Below are 17,741 nucleotides of genomic sequence, written 5' to 3' on the forward strand. Positions count from 1 at the left end.
CTATGAAAAAATTTCAAAAATATTTTTTAGATTATGCTGTCCGTGATCGAAAAACTCCTGTTAAAAACCGTATCCATGTTGGACAAAACATGATGATTTTAAGCATTTTCATGTTCTTTGTCTTTATTATTAATTTTGTTATTATTATTGGAACGGACCATAAGTTTGGTGTCAATTTATCTGAAGGAGCCAAGAAAGTTTATCAAGAGACAGTTAAGGTTCAGGCTAAACGTGGGACCATCTTTGATAGAAACGGTGTAGCTATTGCAGTTGACTCGACCACCTACAGCATTTATGCTGTCTTGGATAAAAAATTTGTCTCTGCCACTGGTGAGAAGCTCTATGTTCAACCCTCACAATTTGAAACAGTAGCGAATATCCTAAAAGAACAACTAGGAATGAATAAAAAAGAGGTCATTAAGCAGTTAAAGCAAAAAGGCCTTTTCCAAGTTTCATTTGGGACATCAGGTTCAGGAATTTCTTATAGTAAGATGAGTACCATTCGAAAAGAGATGGAGAAGGCCAAAATAAAGGGCGTTGCCTTTTCAACAAGCCCAGGTAGAATGTATCCTAATGGCACCTTCGCTTCAGAATTCATCGGTTTAGCAGCTCTGCATGAAAATAAGGATGGCAGTAAGAGCCTGGTTGGTAAAACAGGCTTAGAATCTTCATTAAATACACTTTTATCGGGTAAAGATGGAACTATTACCTATGAAAAGGATAGAAATGGCAACACCTTACTAGGAACAGGTAAAACCATAAAGAAAGCGGTAGATGGCAAAGATGTTTACACAACACTATCAGAGCCTATTCAAACCTTCCTTGAAACTAAGATGGATGTCTTTCAAGAAAAAGCTAAGGGTGTTTTAACGAGTGCTACTTTAGTGAATGCTAAGACAGGAGAGGTACTAGCGACTTCACAGCGTCCTAGCTACAATGCTGATACCTTAGAGGGCTTAAACAATAAAAACTATAACTGGAAAAGTGCTCTTTATCAGAATAACTTTGAACCTGGCTCAACCATGAAAGTCATGACCCTAGCTGCTGCTATTGATGAAGGAGTCTTTAAGCCTAATGAAACCTATAGTAACGCTAATGGTTTAACTATTGCAGATGCGACTATTCAGGACTGGTCTATTAATGAAGGAATTTCTACTGGCCAGTACATGACCTATGCCCAAGGTTTTGCCTATTCAAGTAACGTTGGGATGACAAAACTAGAGCAAAAAATGGGTAACGAAACCTGGCTAGATTATCTGGAGAAATTTAAGTTTGGCTATCCAACAAGGTTTGGAACAGGAAATGAAGAATCTGGTATTTTTCCTTCAGATAATATCGTAACCCAGGCTATGAGTGCCTTTGGTCAGGGGATCAGTGTAACTCAGATTCAGATGCTAAGGGCTTTTACAGCCATTTCTAATAATGGAGTTATGCTAGAGCCTCAGTTTATTAATAAAATTTATGACCCTAATAGTGCCACTTATCGAATAGCTTCTAAGGAGGTTATTGGTAAACCTGTTTCTAAAAAAGCAGCTAGTGAAACAAGGGAATATATGGTAACTGTTGGTACAGATCCTGTATATGGAACCCTTTACTCAAAATCTAAGGGACCAATCATTAAAGTTGGCAATTTGCCCATAGCTGTTAAGTCTGGTACTGCTCAGATTGCTTCAGAAAATGGTAGTGGGTATTTAGAAGGAGGACAAACCAACTATGTCTTCTCAGTAGTAGCCATGGTTCCTTCTGATAATCCAGATTTCATGATGTATGTGACTATTCAACAACCTGAACATTGGAGTGGTATGTTCTGGGAAGATGTGGTTAATCCCGTTTTAGAAGAGGCTTACCTCATGCAGGAAACCTTACAAAGTCCATCTACTTCAGAAAAAGAAACAACTTATAAATTACCAGACTTTGTTGGAAAAAATCCAGGTCATGTTTCTGACGAGCTTCGTCGGAATTTAGTACAACCTATTGTGCTAGGAAATGGTAGAAAAATAAGCAAGCTTTCTAAGTCTAAAGGAACATCTCTTAAGGCTAACCAACAAATACTCTTATTGACAAATAAACTAGATACCTTACCAGATATGTATGGCTGGAGTAAAAAAAATAGTGAAACATTTGCAAAATGGACAGGACTTGAGATACAATATAAAGGTTCTGAAAAAGGACGAGTGATTAAACAGAGTGCCTCTGTTGGTAAATCACTTAAAAAAATTAAGACATTAAAAATAACACTAGGAGAATAATATGTTTTTAACACTAACGGCAGGACTAATTGCCTTACTGCTAACTGCCTTGGTCATGCCCTATTTTATCAATTTCTATCAGATTAAAAAAATTAGTGGCCAACAAATGCATGAGGATGTTAAACAACATATTGCTAAGGCTGGTACACCTACTATGGGGGGGACAGTCTTTCTTCTGGTATCCACTGTCATAGCTATCATTTATGGCTTGCTGTTTTTCCATCAGGCTGGAAGTTTTGGTCTTATCTCTGGAATACTTGCTATTTTAATTATCTATGGACTGATTGGCTTTCTGGATGATTTTTTAAAAATTTTCAAACAGATCAATGAAGGGTTGACTCCTAAACAAAAACTAGCTTTACAAATAGTAGGGGGATTAATCTTCTACTTTTTACATGTTGCCCCAAATGGTATTGATGCGGTTAATGTCTTAGGTTATCCAATCCACTTAGGTATTTTTTACATCTTTTTTGTCTTATTTTGGACAGTTGGTTTTTCAAATGCTGTTAATCTAACAGATGGAATTGATGGTTTAGCTTCAATATCTGTAGTTATCAGCTTAATTACCTATGGGATTATCGCCTTTAAGCAAGGACAGTATGATCTTTTGATGTTAATTGGAGCGGTCATTGGTTCCCTTTTAGGATTTTTCTTATTTAATCATAAGCCAGCTAAGGTTTTTATGGGAGACGTTGGAAGTTTAGCCTTGGGTGCTCTCTTAGCTGCTATTTCCATTGCCTTGCGTCAGGAATGGACACTCTTAGTTATTGGAATTGTGTATGTTTTTGAAACAAGTTCTGTCATGTTACAGGTTGCTTATTTTAAATATACCAAGAAAAAGTTTGGTCAAGGACATCGCATTTTTAGAATGACACCTTTTCACCATCATTTAGAACTAGGTGGTTTATCAGGTAAAGCAAAAGCTTGGTCTGAATGGAAAGTTGATAGTTTTTTATGGGCAGTTGGTAGCATAGCTAGCTTATTGGTATTAGCCTTTCTCTATTTATAATAAGATTTACATCTGGTTGAGCCTATAAAGGCCCTGACCTATTTGCAAAAAATTACTATAGGCTAAGGAGCTGTTCAAATCGTGCACAGCTCCTTTTGCTTGTCTAATGGTTTAATGATATAATAGAAAAGAAGAAGAGGTAACTATGTCATTTAAAGATTATAATTTCAAACACTACATTCAGCAGGCCCTTGAGGAGATTCATTTTCAAGAACCTACCGAAGTTCAAAAAAAACTCATCCCCCTTGTTAATTCTGGTCGTGATTTAGTAGGTGAATCCAAGACAGGATCAGGTAAAACACACACATTCTTATTGCCAATATTTGAAAAACTTGATGAAAACAGTCAAGATGTTCAAGTTCTTATTACCGCCCCAAGTAGAGAATTAGCAAGTCAAATTTTTAATGCTGCTAAGCAAATTGCAAGCTTTTCTGAACAAGAAATTAGAATTGCTAACTATGTCGGTGGAACAGATAAACTTCGTCAAATTGAAAAACTCCAAGTATCACAGCCGCATATTGTAGTGGGAACGCCTGGTCGTATTTATGACTTGGTTAAATCTGGACATTTAGCTATTTATAAGGCTAAAACATTTGTTGTAGATGAGGCAGATATGACAATGGACATGGGCTTTTTAGATACTGTTGATAAGATAGCAGCTGCTCTGCCTAAGGAAGTTCAAATCTTAGTTTTTTCAGCTACAATTCCTAAAAAGTTACAACCCTTTTTAAAAAAATATCTCACTAATCCTGTCATTGAACAAATAAAAACAGAAACAGTTATTGCAGATACCATTGATAATTGGCTAGTGTCTACTAAGGGACGTGATAAAAATAGTCAGATTCTAAATATCTTACAAACAATGCACCCTTATTTAGCAATGATCTTTGTAAATACAAAGGAGAGAGCAGATGAATTGCATCACTTCCTAGTATCAAATGGCTTAAAGGTTGCTAAAATTCATGGGGGCATTCCACCAAGAGAGCGTAAACGCATTATGAATCAAGTGAAAAAACTTGATTTTGAGTATATTGTTGCGACTGATTTGGCAGCCCGTGGTATTGATATTGAAGGGGTTAGTCACGTTATCAATGATGCTATCCCTCAAGACCTATCCTTTTTTGTCCATCGTGTTGGTCGTTCTGGCCGAAATGGACTTTCAGGAACTGCTATTACCCTTTATCAACCAAGTGATGATTCTGATATTAAAGAATTAGAAAAGATGGGAATTTCTTTTGTTCCTAAAGTTCTTAAAGACGGTGAATTTCAAGATACCTATGACCGGGATCGTAGACATAACCGTGAAAAATCATATCAAAAACTCGATACTGAGATGATTGGCCTTGTTAAAAAGAAAAAGAAAAAAGTAAAACCAGCCTACAAAAAGAAAATTCAATGGGTAGTTGATGAAAAACGTCGTAAAGAACGTCGTTCTGAAGGAAAAGCTCGAGCAAGGGCTGAGCGTAAGGCTAAGAAACAAAGCTTTTAGAAGTTGAGCATTGAGAACTAGTTCTTGATGCTTTTTTGTTTAGATATGATTTTGCTATTGAACTGATAAAAAAATGCTATTATACAAGTCAGCTAGCTTTTGTTAAAATGACTCTATCACTAGCAAGGAGAAAAAAGATGACATATTATGTAAGACTTATTAAGATTTCCTTACTTGTCTTAACTGCTTTTTTGACTATGGGGCAGATAAAAGAAGTAGGAGCGGCTCAAAAAGAGCTTATTACAGTTGCAACTGACTCAGCAACTAAGCCATTTACTTATAAAGAAGGTAAGAAAGATACTGGTTATGATATTGAGGTCCTTAAAGAAATTTTTAAGGGATCTAAAAAATACAAATTAAAGATTGTAACAGTTGCCTTTCCCTCTATTTTATCTGGAGTTGATGCAGGTCGTTATCAAATAGCAGCTAATGACTTTGGTTACAGTAAAGAAAGAGCTACAAAATATCTTTTTTCAAAACCTATCTCAAAATCTCACTATGCTATAGCTACTAAAGGGAATAAGGATTATCATCGTTTAGATGATCTCTCTGGCAAAAAGACCCAAGGGATGTCAGGCGCTAATTATATGCAGGTACTTGAAAAATGGAACAAGGACAATCCTGATAAAGCTCCCATTCAAATTACTTATGCTTCTGGGTCAACTCCATTCACCCAAAGATTACAACTTTTAGAAAACAAGCAATTAGATTTCTTATTTTATGATGCTATTTCTTTAAAAACAGCTATTGATGATCAAGGCTATGATTTAAAAATTAGGAAATTAACAGAAAAAATTGGTGATGATAAAGATGGACAAGAATATTACCTCTTTGCTGATGATGCTAAAGGGAAAGAATTGCAAACCTTTGTCAATAAGAAACTTAAACAGTTAAAAAAATCTGGTTACCTTAAAGAAATGAGTCAAAAGTATTTTGGTGGCAACTTTGTTCCAGACTAATTATAAATTTTGGCCTATCGCCTTGGTGATAGGCTTTATCTATGACTACAATAAGAACTTATTATTTTACAGACCAGCTATCAGGTGCTAAACTTAAAAGATAAGTAAATTAGAAGAGGGATTTATGAGATATTTTTTATTTGCTAGTCATTGGCCCTGGTTTGATAAACTCACATCAGCTATTCCTGAAGGGAAATTATTCAGTTGGAGGGCTGTTTTTGATGCTCTGCCAGACATTATTCACAGGTTACCAGTTACCATAGGTTTGACCGTTGTTGCTGCAATAATAGGCTTACTTTTGGCCTTGCTTTTTGCAATAGTTAAGATAAATAAGGTAAAAATACTTTACCCCATTCAAGCTGTATTTGTCAGCTTTTTAAGAGGAACACCTATTTTGGTTCAACTCATGTTAACCTACTATGGTATTCCCTTATTACTCAAATATATCAATATTACCTATGGACTTAATTGGAATATTAATGCTGTGCCAGCATCTGTCTTTGCTATAATTGCTTTTGCTTTCAATGAAGCTGCCTATACCAGCGAAACAATCAGAGCTGCTATTCAGTCAGTTAATAATGGGGAAATTGAGGCTGCTAGAAGTTTAGGGATGACATCGCAACAAGTCTATAAGCGAGTGATTATTCCAAATGCAGCTGTAGTAGCCACACCAACTCTAATCAATGGATTAATAGGTATGACTAAGGGAACTTCTCTAGCCTTTAATGCTGGTATCGTTGAAATGTTTGCCCAAGCTCAGATTCTTGGTGGAGCTGACTATCGTTATTTTGAACGTTATATTTCAGTGGCTATAGTTTATTGGGTAATTAGTATTTTTATTGAACAAATGGGTCGTTTTATTGAAAAATCAATGGAAATAAAGCAACCAGAAACTGTTAGGAAGATAGAATTAGGAGATTTACGCTAATGATTAAGATATCGCATTTAAGTAAGTATTTCTCTGGTCAAAAGGTACTGGATGATTTAAGTCTGACCATTGAAAAGGGTCAGGTTATTGCCTTAGTTGGCGCTTCTGGTGCTGGAAAATCAACTTTTTTAAGAAGTATGAACTATTTAGAAAAACCAGATTCAGGTTCGATTGAGATTGATGATTTTCAGGTTAATTTTGAAGACATACAAAAAGATGACATACTAAAGTTGAGACGGAAACTAGCAATGGTTTTTCAGCAATTTAATCTTTTTGAAAGACGTACTGCTTTAGAAAATGTTAAAGAAGGCTTGAAGGTTGTCAAAAAACTTTCAGACCAAGAAGCTACAAAGCTAGCGCAGGAAGAATTGAAAAAGGTAGGTCTAGCAGATAAAGAAAATCATTATCCCAGACATCTCTCTGGTGGTCAAAAACAAAGGGTGGCTATAGCCAGAGCCTTAGCTATGAAACCAGATGTCCTTTTACTTGATGAACCAACATCGGCCTTAGATCCTGAATTGGTTGGTGAAGTAGAAAAAACGATTCTTAATGCAGCAAAAATGGGTCAAACAATGGTTCTTGTGAGCCATGATATGGATTTTGTAGCAGAAGTAGCTGATAAGGTTCTCTTTTTAGATAATGGGAAGATTTTAGAATCAGGTAGCCCCCAAGAGCTCCTTAGAGCACCAAAAGAAGTCAGAACTAAAGAATTTTTCAACAAATATTCAAAAACCTATATTTCGTAAGATATTTTGTTATAATATAAATTAGTGGTCTAGGGCTAGCCTAGGCTTTTCTTGTCAAACTTAAAAAGTTTTCTTATTTATAGAAAAGTTTTGAAAAAACAGGTGGAATAATGTTAATTGAATTATTTAATCTCTATCTACAGGGGCTATTATTATCTGCAATCATGGTTCTTCTTATTTGTGTTACATGGATATTAGTAAGAGCCAAGACAAAAAAGGATAAAACTGTCTCAGAAAGACAAGCATTTTTATATGAAATTATTATGATAGCTATTTTATTGATTCCGGTTTTATCGTTTGCTTTCATGAGTATAGTGTTAGTCGTAAAATCATAATTTTTGCATAAAAGACTTGTCGTTGATACAATGATGTCATCATTAACAAAGGAGAATAAGATGTACGATACCTTAATTATTGGTTCAGGACCTGCTGGCATGACAGCTGCCTTATATGCTGCACGCAGCAATCTAAAAGTTGGTATAATAGAGCAAGGTGCACCTGGTGGTCAAATGAATAATACATCAGAGATTGAAAATTACCCAGGCTATGATAATATCACAGGCCCAGAATTGTCAATGAAGATGTATGAACCTCTTGAAAAATTTAAAGTTGAAAATATTTATGGGATTGTTCAGAATGTTGAAGATTTCGGAGACTACAAACGCGTTTCAACAGAGGATGAGGTTTATGATGCTAAAACAGTTATCATCGCTACTGGCGCTAAATATAAACTCTTAAATGTCAAAGGGGAAGAAGAATTTACTAGTCGTGGGGTTTCTTATTGTGCAGTCTGTGACGGGGCCTTCTTTAGAAATCAAGATTTATTAGTAGTAGGTGGTGGCGATTCTGCTGTAGAAGAGGCTATCTACCTAACACAATTTGCTAAGACAGTTACTATTGTTCATCGTCGGGATACTTTGAGAGCTCAAAAGGTTTTACAAGACCGTGCTTTTGCAAATGAAAAAATAAAATTTATTTGGAATTCGGTTGTTGAGGAAATTCAAGGAAATGATATTAAAGTTTCAGGTGCCTTAATCAAAAATGTGGTAACAGGTGAACTAAGTCAGCATGACTTCGGTGGTGTTTTCATCTATGTAGGAATGTTGCCAGTAACAAGTATGCTTACAGAACTGGGTATCTGTAACCAAGAAGGTTGGATTGTAACAGATGATCATATGAGAACTAGTGTAGCAGGAGTTTTTGCAGTAGGAGATGTTCGTCAAAAAGACCTTCGTCAAATTACGACTGCTGTAGGGGATGGTGCTATTGCTGGTCAAGGAGTTTATCATTATATTGAGAATATGAAATAATAGTTAAACTAAGGTTAATCACAAAAGTGGTTAGCCTTTTTAGTAATATTAGAGTAAACCTAATCTTGAAAATCTTCTGAAAAAAGGGTATAATATTATTATTTTTAGTGAATGGAGTTTAGAATGTCGACGAAGAAAGAGACACATACTAGTGATAATAGTGAATTAGAAAATGGAATGGTTAGAGGTTTACAGAACCGCCATGTCCAGTTAATTGCTATAGCAGGAACCATAGGAACAGGACTTTTCCTTGGAGCTGGACGTGCCATAGCTTTGACTGGGCCTTCTATTATTTTGGTCTATATTATAACAGGACTATTCATGTATTTCATGATGCGTGCTATTGGGGAAATGTTATACTATGATCCAGATCAACATACCTTTATCAACTTCATTACAAAATACATAGGGCCTGGTTGGGGTTATTTTTCAGGACTTTCCTATTGGATTTCCCTTATATTTATTGGGATGGCCGATATCACTGCCTTAGCCAGCTATGTCCAATATTGGTTTCCCTCTTGGCATGCCTGGTTGATACAGCTAGTTTTCTTATTTATCCTAGCATCGGTTAATTTGATAGCCGTGAGAATATTTGGTGAAGCTGAGTTTTGGTTTGCTATGATTAAGATTATAGCTATTATTTCTTTGATTGTTACAGCAATATTTATGGTAGCTACTGGTTTTGAAACACCAGAAGGACATGCTAGTCTTTATAACTTATCCAGCAAGTTTTCATTTTTCCCTAATGGTACCTTAAATTTCTTTATGGGATTCCAAATGGTTTTCTTTGCTTATCAGGCTATTGAATTTGTTGGGATAACAACTTCAGAAACTGCTAATCCCAGAAAAGTTTTACCAAAAGCTATTAAGGAAATTCCACTTCGGATTATTATTTTCTATGTTGGGTCGTTAATATCTATCATGGCTATTGTTCCATGGCACGAGCTCCCAGTTAACAAATCACCTTTTGTTATGGTTTTCCAACTTCTTGGGATTAAGTGGGCTGCGGCTTTAATTAATTTTGTTGTTCTGACATCATCAGCTTCTGCCTTGAATTCAGTCCTTTATTCAACAGGTCGTCATTTGTATCAATTAGCCAATGAGAGTCCTAATAAGCTTACTAAAAAGTTAAAACTAAATACCCTATCAAAACAGGGTGTTCCTAGTAGGGCTATTATCTTTTCAGCATTGATTATTGGTATTTCTGCTATTATTAATATTCTGCCGGGTGTATCTGATGCCTTTACCCTTATTGCAGCATCTTCATCAGGTGTTTACATTTCTATTTATGCCTTAACCATGATAGCCCACTGGAAATACCGTCAATCACAAGACTTTATGGCAGGTGGTTATCTGATGCCAAAGTATAAATTATTAACCCCTATAACCCTTGCCTTTTTTGCCTTTGTATTTGTGTCACTCTTCTTACAAGAGTCTACTTATATTGGTGCAATAGGAGCAAGTATTTGGATTATTGCCTTTGGTATTTTTTGTAATTGGAAATTTAAAGGACAGAGCTAAAAATTAAGCTAAGCTGTTCCTGTAAGTTATGACAATCTAGTCTGATTTATGGGATGCAGTTTTAGCTTAATTTTTTTATTTAGTTAATAATTCATTGGAAACAAGCATTAGATAAAACTATGTTATAATATTAACAATAATTTAAAGGAGTAAACCTTAATGTACAAAGATGACAGTTTAACGCTTCATACTGATTTATATCAAATCAATATGATGCAGGTTTATTTTGAACAAGGAATTCATAATAAAAATGCCGTATTCGAAATCTTTTTTCGGAAACAACCTTTTGGAAATGGTTATGCTGTATTTGCTGGCTTACAAAGGATGGTTGATTATCTAAAAGCTTTGCAATTTAGTGACAGTGACTTAGCTTATCTCAAAGATTTAGGTTATAATGAGGCTTTTTTAGCTTATTTAAGGGATTTAAAACTAGAGCTAAGTGTAAGATCAGCCAAAGAAGGAGATCTGGTTTTTGCCAATGAACCTATTGTTCAGGTAGAAGGTCCTCTTGGCCAATGCCAATTAGTCGAGACAGCTCTCTTGAATATTGTTAATTTCCAAACCCTAATTGCTACTAAGACAGCTCGTATTAGATCTGTTATTGAAGCTGAACCCTTATTAGAATTCGGTTCTAGAAGAGCTCAAGAAGTTGATGCGGCCTTTTGGGGAACTAGAGCTGCAGTGATTGGGGGAGCAAATGCAACAAGTAATGTCAGAGCTGGAAAGATTTTTGGAATTCCAGTGTCTGGAACACATGCACATGCCCTAGTACAAGCTTATGGCAATGACTATGATGCCTTTAAAGCCTATGCTAGCACCCATAAGGATTGTGTCTTTTTAGTGGATACCTATGATACCTTAAAAGTGGGTGTACCGACAGCAATTAAAGTAGCAAAAGAATTTGGAGATCGGATTAATTTTTTAGGTGTTCGCCTTGATTCAGGAGATTTAGCTTATCTTTCTAAAAAAGTGAGACAGCAACTAGATGAAGCAGGCTTTCCCAATGCTAAGATATATGCTTCAAATGATCTAGATGAAAATACCATCTTAAATTTAAAAATGCAAAAAGCAAAGATTGATGTCTGGGGTGTGGGAACTAAGTTGATAACTGCTTATGATCAACCAGCACTAGGAGCTGTATATAAAATGGTTTCTATTGAAGATGATAAAGGTGGAATGAGAGATACCATCAAACTTTCCAATAATGCTGAAAAAGTATCTACACCTGGTAAAAAGCAGGTCTGGCGTATTACCAGTCTGGATAAAGGAAAATCAGAAGGGGATTATATTACTTTTACAGACCTTGATGTCAATCAACTAACAGAAATAGAAATGTTTCACCCTACCTACACCTATATTAAAAAGACTGTTAAGAATTTTAAAGCTGTGCCCTTATTAGTCGATATTTTTAGTAAAGGACAATTAGTCTATCACCTACCAAGCTTGCAAGAGATTAAGATTTATGCCCGAAAAGAATTTGATAGCTTATGGGATGAGTACAAACGTGTCTTAAATCCCCAAGATTATCCTGTTGATTTAGCAGGCAATGTTTGGCAAAATAAGATGCACTTAATAGCTGAAATTCGCCAAAAAGCTCTAGGGGAAACTGAGGAAATAAAATGACATTACAAAAAGAGATTATTCAAGAATTAGGAATTAGTCCTACTATCAATCCCCAAGAGGAAATCCGTAAGTCAATTGATTTTTTAAAAGCCTATTTATTGAAATATCCTTTTTTAAAGACCTATGTTTTGGGAATCTCAGGAGGACAAGACTCTACTTTGGCTGGTCGTTTAGCTCAGCTGGCGATTGAGGAATTACGTAAAGAAACTGGGGATAATAGTTACCAGTTTCTCGCTATGCGACTTCCTTATGGCATTCAAGCAGATGAAGCAGATGCTCAAAAAGCCCTTGACTTTATTCAAGCTGACCAAGTCATAACAGTTAATATCAAAGAAGCGGTTGATCAGCAGGTCCTTGCCTTAAAACAGGCCTCAATAGAGGTATCTGATTTTAATAAGGGAAATATCAAGGCCCGTCAGAGGATGATTAGCCAGTATGCAGTTGCAGGTCAAACAAATGGTGCTGTTATTGGAACAGACCATGCTGCAGAAAATATCACAGCCTTTTTTACTAAATTTGGTGATGGCGGTGCAGATATTTTACCCCTCTTTAGGCTCAATAAAAGACAAGGTAAAGCCCTTTTGAAGGAATTACAGGCTGATGCTGCTCTCTATGAAAAGATTCCTACAGCTGATTTAGAAGAAAATAAACCAGGACTTGCGGATGAGCTCGCTTTAGGTGTAACCTATGATAATATTGATGATTATTTAGAAGGAAAGCTCATTCCTCAAGAAGCTCGTGAAAAAATAGAAGCCTGGTGGCATAAAGGACAGCATAAGCGTCATCTTCCTATCACTATTTTTGATACTTTTTGGAAATAAAAAGAACTGACACATAAGGATATTATAAGAAAAAAGTTGGGAGTACTCTCAACTTTTTAATCTGCAGACAAATCGGTAAATATAGACTAGAATCAGAATTCTCATAGTCTTGGTTTAAATCCCTTATGGATTTGAGAAACTTTTCCAAAAAAATTAGGCTAACCTAATTTTTTTCTTGAAGAAATAGAATTATTCATTATAATAGAAGATAATATAAAGGAGGAAAATATGTCAGAAATAACAGATTCACTTACAGAAAAATTATATGAAAATTACAGCTCAAATGCTAAATATGCTGCTCTTGAAAATGCAGTGACCCATAATGGCTTATTACAATCATTGGAAACTCGCCAAAGTGAAGTTGATAATGACTTTGTTTTTTCAGTTGATTTAACAAAAGATAAGGTTGCTAATCAAAAGGCCTCAGGACGTTGCTGGATGTTTGCTGCTCTAAATACCTTTCGTCATAAGTTAATAAGTGATTTTAAATTAGAAAATTTTGAATTATCACAAGCTCATACCTTTTTTTGGGATAAATATGAAAAATCAAATTGGTTTATGGAACAAGTTATTGCAACAAGCGACCAAGAGTTAACTAGCCGCAAGGTTAAATTCTTATTAGATACTCCTCAACAAGATGGTGGCCAGTGGGATATGGTGGTTTCACTTTTTAAAAAATACGGTCTTGTTCCTAAGTCTGTTTATCCAGAATCAGTTTCTTCAAGTAATAGCCGTGAACTCAATAGTATTTTAAACAAGTTATTACGTCAGGATGCTCAGATTCTTCGTGATTTAATAGCAAAAGGAGCTGACCAAGCTGGTGTTCAAGCTAAAAAAGAAGACTTGTTACAAGAAATTTTTAATTTTTTAGCTATGAATTTAGGATTGCCACCACGTTCATTTGATTTTTCTTATCGAGATAAGGATGGTAATTTCCAATCCGAAAAAAATATTAGTCCACAGGACTTCTATAAAAAATATGTAGGACTTAACCTTAGTGATTATGTTTCAGTTATTAATGCCCCAACGGCAGATAAACCTTATAGAAAATCTTATACTGTAGAAATGCTAGGAAATGTTGTAGGTAGCCGTGAGGTTCGCTATCTTAATGTGGAGATGGAACGGTTTAAGGAATTAGCTATTAAGCAAATGCAAGCAGGGGAAACCGTCTGGTTTGGTTGTGATGTCGGTCAAATCTCTAACCGTAAAAAAGGAATTATGGCAATTAATACTTATGACTTTGAATCAAGTATGGATATTAGCTTAAGTCAGGATAAAGCAGGTCGTTTAGATTATTCAGAGAGTCTTATGACGCATGCCATGGTTCTAACGGGTGTTGACCTTGACGAAAAAGGTCAAGCTATCAAATGGAAAGTAGAAAATTCATGGGGTGATAAGGTTGGCGATAAAGGCTACTTTGTTGCATCAGATGCTTGGATGGATGAGTATACCTACCAGATTGTGGTCAGAAAAGATTTACTAACAAAAGAAGAAGTACAAGCTTATGAAGCCAAACCACAAATTTTAGCTCCTTGGGATCCAATGGGTGCTTTAGCAAACTAAAAAAATTCGGAAATATTTCCGAATTTTTTTAGTTATTTCTTTTATCTTTATCCTTGTCATTAGCAGGAGGAGTATTTGCAGCAGGAGAGTTATTCTCAGGTGTGCTGTTAGATGGGGAAGTTTCAGGTGTAGTAGCTGAATCTGTTGAACTAGCAGAGCTACTTTGGCTAGTAGAAGAACTGTAGATATTATTGTAGACAGAGCTACTATTATTACTATTTGTTGTGTAGGTTCCGCCACTTAGATAAAGCATGCCTCCACTACGGTACAAGCCGCTTGGCATTGTCCAATCTTCACTATAGTAATCGGTCAAATAGGCAACCATGTTTCGGTACACCTTAGAAGCGATAGTTAGACCATCGCCATAGATAGGGGTTAGGCGGTTTTTATAACCTGTCCAAACAGCCATAGAATACTTGTTAGTGTAACCTACAAAGTTTTCATCAGGTGCCATTGTTCCTACATAATCAGGAGAAAGACCAGTTTCACTTGTTATCTTAGCTAGTTCTTCATCTGTATAGTTAGAGGTACCTGTTTTACCTGCCTGAATAACCCCAGGTATAATCGCTGCTGTACCAGTACCATAATTTAAAACTGTTTTAAGCATATCAGTCATCATATATGCTGTTGTTTCTTTCATGGCCCGCTTACCTTTATTGTCAATTGTTTTGGTAGTCCCGTCACTAAAGACAATTTTATTAACATATTGTGGTTTGTAATAAATACCACCGTTTGAAAAGGCAGCATAAGCAGCAGCCATTTTCTCACTACTTGCTCCATATTTGCCATCACTACTTGTATTATTACTTGAAATAGCATTTGAATAATGCATTTCAGGGTATTGAATACCTAAATGACTGAGGAAGGTTTGGGCGTAACCTAAGCCAGCTGCTTCCAGAGCTCTAACAGCAGGAACGTTACGAGATAGCATCAGTGCTGTTTGAATAGTCATCCAACCATTATATCTACGGTCCCAGTTATAGAGTTGGGTTGTGCTACCAGGCCAATAATAAACAGAATCATTAGTTGCTTGAGCAGTTGAGCTATAGGCTCCTGATTCAATTGCTGGTGCGTAAGCAGAGATAGGTTTCATAGTAGAACCCCAGTCACGGTCTGTTAAGACAGATTGGTTGGTTCCAAATGAAACATCTAAATTCTGATTTCGACCACCTAATTGTGCAATAACATGACCATTTGTAACATCCATAACAGTTGAAGCTACCTGAAATTCATTGTCTGGGTAGTAGATATACTCATCTGTATTATAGATATCATAGAGTTTTTGTTGTGCTTCGGGTTGTAAGTTGGTATAGACTTTTAATCCTGAAGTAAAGATATCTTTGTTTGTTTCAGTTCTTACTTGTTCAATGACTTGTTTGAGATAATTATCCATGTATTTTGGATAACTTGAAGTCTTTCTCAGCTCTTGGAGACCATCATTTATTGGTGTAGCAATGGCCTTGTCGTATTCAGCTTTAGTGATGTTCTTTTCAGAATACATCTGGTGTAAAACAACATTTCGACGATTAGTAGCAGACTCAGGTTGTGAATAAGGATCGTATTGGGAAGGGGCCTGAGGAATACCAGCTAGTAGGGCTAGCTGAGCATAAGATAAATCCTTTAAATCTTTTCCATAGTAGGCTTTGGCAGCAGTTAACATACCATAGTTTCCGTTACCCATATAAACCTTGTTAATATAGAAAGTCAAGATTTCTTGCTTGGTATATTTTCGTTCCATTTGTAAAGCTAGCCAAACTTCTTGTGCTTTACGTTTAAGAGTTTGGTCAGATTCCTTGGTAGAAAAATAAGCCAGCTTAATAAGCTGTTGATCTAAGGTAGAGCCACCTTGAGTACTCTTACTTGTTAGATTATGAAAAGCAGCGCCTAAAATCCGATATAAATCAATACCTCTATGATTAAAGAAACGTTTATCTTCAATAGATGTAATAGCATTTACAAGTTTTAAAGGAATGCTGTCGGCAGTAACATTTTCTCGTTTTTCAGAGCCTAAATCTGCAATTAATTTATTGTTACCATCATAAACAAGACTTGAATTAGTAGATTTCAACTCTGCTTCAGAAAGCTTTGGTGCAGTTGAAACGTAGAATAAAAATAGCAGTCCTCCTAAGACGATTATAAGAATGATAAGACTAAGAATAGCAGCAAGTGCATATTTTAATAGCTTTTGGATGTTTGGATTTTTGATTTTAATCACCGCCTAAAAAATTTTTTTCAATAATATCTAAATAAGGAACCTGTGGAAATGCTCCAATAATTATCTCATACCCATTTTTTCTGATATAATCGAGAGGCATTGATTTGTTGCCCTTATCGATTTGATAGAAGTCAATTAGAGCCCTTGCGGGAAGATAATAGGTTTCTTTCAGTGTGCTAAAATGTAAGAGGACAAAGCAAATTCCCTTTTGCTCTAAAACAGAAACCATATGCTCAATCTGATGCAAATGAAAATTTTTCATAGGCATCGCTGTCTTTTGCCGGGTTTCCTTAGCTTCAAAATCAAGATAAAAACCTTTGTAAACCCCTGAATAGTCAGTGGTAGAAGCTTGCCTAAAGTAGGCTTCCACAATTTTTGCTCGGCTTCGATGTGGGTAATCCACCTTGACAATTTGAATGGGTGTTGGTTTTTTATGAATAACAGCAATTTTACGAGATAGATAATAATCATTTGTGGCATTAATAGCAGCTTCAAATGACATGCCTCGATTTGCAAAATTCACTTTTGATTTTTTAGTTTTAGCTTGAATTGGGTCTGCATTTTTCCTTTTAAGTTGATGAGGATAATTAACCATTCTACTCCTATATTCAATTACTTAATGAAAAATTTATGCATTCTTATTATAACATATTTTTTGAAAGGAAAACACATTATGACTGCGATTCTAGTCATGGGTTATAAGAGCTTTGAAATTGGTATTTTTGATGATAAAGATTACCGCATTGCTATTATACAAAAGGCTATAAAAAAAGATTTTATTTCCTATATTGAAGAAGGTGTAGACTGGTTTATTTTCACTGGGAATCTGGGCTTTGAGTACTGGGCTTTTCAGGTGGCACGTGATTTGAAAAAGGATTATCCTATTGAGATAGCTACTATTTTCCCCTTTGAAAGTCATAGCGCTAAGTGGAATGAAGCAAATTTGAAAAAATTACAGGAATTTAAAGCCAGTGACTTTGTGAAATATTGCTTTAAAGAATATGAAAAACCTTGGCAATTTACAGTCATTAATCAATTTCTTATTGAAAATACAGATGGAGCTTATTTGTTTTATGATAATGAAAATGAAACAAATCTTAAGTATTTAATTACTAAAATGAAAGAAAAAAATGAATATGGTCTTCATTTCTTAACATTTGAAAGTCTAAATGATATTTTAGATGAAGAGAGATGATTATTTCACTTCCAAGGTCTCTTTTATTGCTTGCTTTTTACTTTTTTTTTCTGTATTATTAATAGTGATATCGGTCTATTGGTATCAAAAAGAACTACCGGTCGGAGAGTATA

General features: G+C 35.5%; 15 protein-coding genes. 13 read left to right on the forward strand and 2 right to left on the reverse strand.

The features are described from left to right. Positions 1 to 2 precede the first annotated feature (2 nt). The 12 genes from pbp2x to pepC all read left to right on the forward strand — a co-directional run bounded on the left by pbp2x (position 3) and on the right by pepC (position 14,218). Positions 3 to 2,249, forward strand: coding sequence for a penicillin-binding protein PBP2X (pbp2x, locus tag A3GU_RS0106175; protein WP_018366670.1), 2,247 nt, complete (start codon positions 3 to 5; stop codon positions 2,247 to 2,249). 1 nt (position 2,250) lies between these two features. Beyond that, on the forward strand, positions 2,251 to 3,258 hold the full coding sequence (gene mraY, locus A3GU_RS0106180; RefSeq protein WP_018366671.1) for a phospho-N-acetylmuramoyl-pentapeptide-transferase: 1,008 nt from the start codon (positions 2,251 to 2,253) through the stop codon (positions 3,256 to 3,258). A 145-nt stretch (positions 3,259 to 3,403) separates the two neighbouring features. Then, positions 3,404 to 4,747: a DEAD/DEAH box helicase gene (locus A3GU_RS0106185; protein ID WP_018366672.1), complete on the forward strand. Its 1,344-nt coding sequence runs from the start codon at positions 3,404 to 3,406 to the stop codon at positions 4,745 to 4,747. 197 nt (positions 4,748 to 4,944) lie between these two features. Continuing rightward, positions 4,945 to 5,706, forward strand: a complete 762-nt coding sequence (locus A3GU_RS0106190; RefSeq protein WP_245537483.1) for a transporter substrate-binding domain-containing protein — start codon at positions 4,945 to 4,947, stop codon at positions 5,704 to 5,706. 124 nt (positions 5,707 to 5,830) lie between these two features. Next, positions 5,831 to 6,634: an amino acid ABC transporter permease gene (locus tag A3GU_RS0106195; RefSeq protein WP_018366674.1), complete on the forward strand. Its 804-nt coding sequence runs from the start codon at positions 5,831 to 5,833 to the stop codon at positions 6,632 to 6,634. Next, positions 6,634 to 7,380 carry an amino acid ABC transporter ATP-binding protein gene (locus A3GU_RS0106200; RefSeq protein WP_018366675.1) on the forward strand — a complete coding sequence of 249 codons (747 nt, stop codon included), beginning with the start codon at positions 6,634 to 6,636 and terminating at the stop codon, positions 7,378 to 7,380. The genes A3GU_RS0106195 and A3GU_RS0106200 overlap by 1 nt, the downstream gene beginning before the upstream one ends. 110 nt (positions 7,381 to 7,490) lie before the next feature. Beyond that, entirely contained in the window at positions 7,491 to 7,715 is a 225-nt protein-coding gene (locus A3GU_RS0106205) for a DUF4059 family protein (RefSeq protein ID WP_018366676.1), read from the forward strand. 60 nt (positions 7,716 to 7,775) lie between these two features. Beyond that, positions 7,776 to 8,690 carry a thioredoxin-disulfide reductase gene (trxB, locus tag A3GU_RS0106210; protein ID WP_018366677.1) on the forward strand — a complete coding sequence of 305 codons (915 nt, stop codon included), beginning with the start codon at positions 7,776 to 7,778 and terminating at the stop codon, positions 8,688 to 8,690. Between the two features lie 123 nt (positions 8,691 to 8,813). After that, a complete protein-coding gene (locus A3GU_RS0106215) occupies positions 8,814 to 10,211 on the forward strand; it encodes an amino acid permease (RefSeq protein ID WP_018366678.1) in 1,398 nt (465 codons plus the stop codon). Positions 10,212 to 10,370: 159 nt separating this feature from the next. Then, entirely contained in the window at positions 10,371 to 11,834 is a 1,464-nt protein-coding gene (locus A3GU_RS0106220; protein ID WP_018366679.1) for a nicotinate phosphoribosyltransferase, read from the forward strand. Continuing rightward, positions 11,831 to 12,655 carry an NAD(+) synthase gene (gene nadE, locus A3GU_RS0106225; RefSeq protein WP_018366680.1) on the forward strand — a complete coding sequence of 275 codons (825 nt, stop codon included), beginning with the start codon at positions 11,831 to 11,833 and terminating at the stop codon, positions 12,653 to 12,655. Before A3GU_RS0106220 ends, nadE begins: the two co-directional genes overlap by 4 nt. A gap of 228 nt (positions 12,656 to 12,883) precedes the next feature. Then, positions 12,884 to 14,218: an aminopeptidase C gene (gene pepC, locus A3GU_RS0106230; protein ID WP_018366681.1), complete on the forward strand. Its 1,335-nt coding sequence runs from the start codon at positions 12,884 to 12,886 to the stop codon at positions 14,216 to 14,218. 28 nt (positions 14,219 to 14,246) lie between these two features. On the opposite strand, the gene pbp1a is transcribed toward pepC, so the two are convergent. Next, positions 14,247 to 16,433, reverse strand: a complete 2,187-nt coding sequence (gene pbp1a / locus A3GU_RS0106235; protein ID WP_018366682.1) for a penicillin-binding protein PBP1A — start codon at positions 16,431 to 16,433, stop codon at positions 14,247 to 14,249. Further along, positions 16,426 to 17,028, reverse strand: coding sequence for a Holliday junction resolvase RecU (gene recU / locus A3GU_RS0106240; RefSeq protein WP_018366683.1), 603 nt, complete (start codon positions 17,026 to 17,028; stop codon positions 16,426 to 16,428). The genes pbp1a and recU overlap by 8 nt, the downstream gene beginning before the upstream one ends. A gap of 78 nt (positions 17,029 to 17,106) precedes the next feature. Here recU and A3GU_RS0106245 point away from each other — a divergent pair, with 78 nt between their 5' ends. Then, the gene (locus A3GU_RS0106245) at positions 17,107 to 17,628 is read left to right on the forward strand and encodes an SLOG family protein (protein WP_018366684.1); all 522 of its coding nucleotides are present in this window, start codon (positions 17,107 to 17,109) and stop codon (positions 17,626 to 17,628) included. Positions 17,629 to 17,741: the final 113 nt, after the last annotated feature.

This window comes from Streptococcus didelphis DSM 15616 (assembly GCF_000380005.1).
GTDB classification, from domain to species: Bacteria; Bacillota; Bacilli; order Lactobacillales; family Streptococcaceae; genus Streptococcus; species Streptococcus didelphis.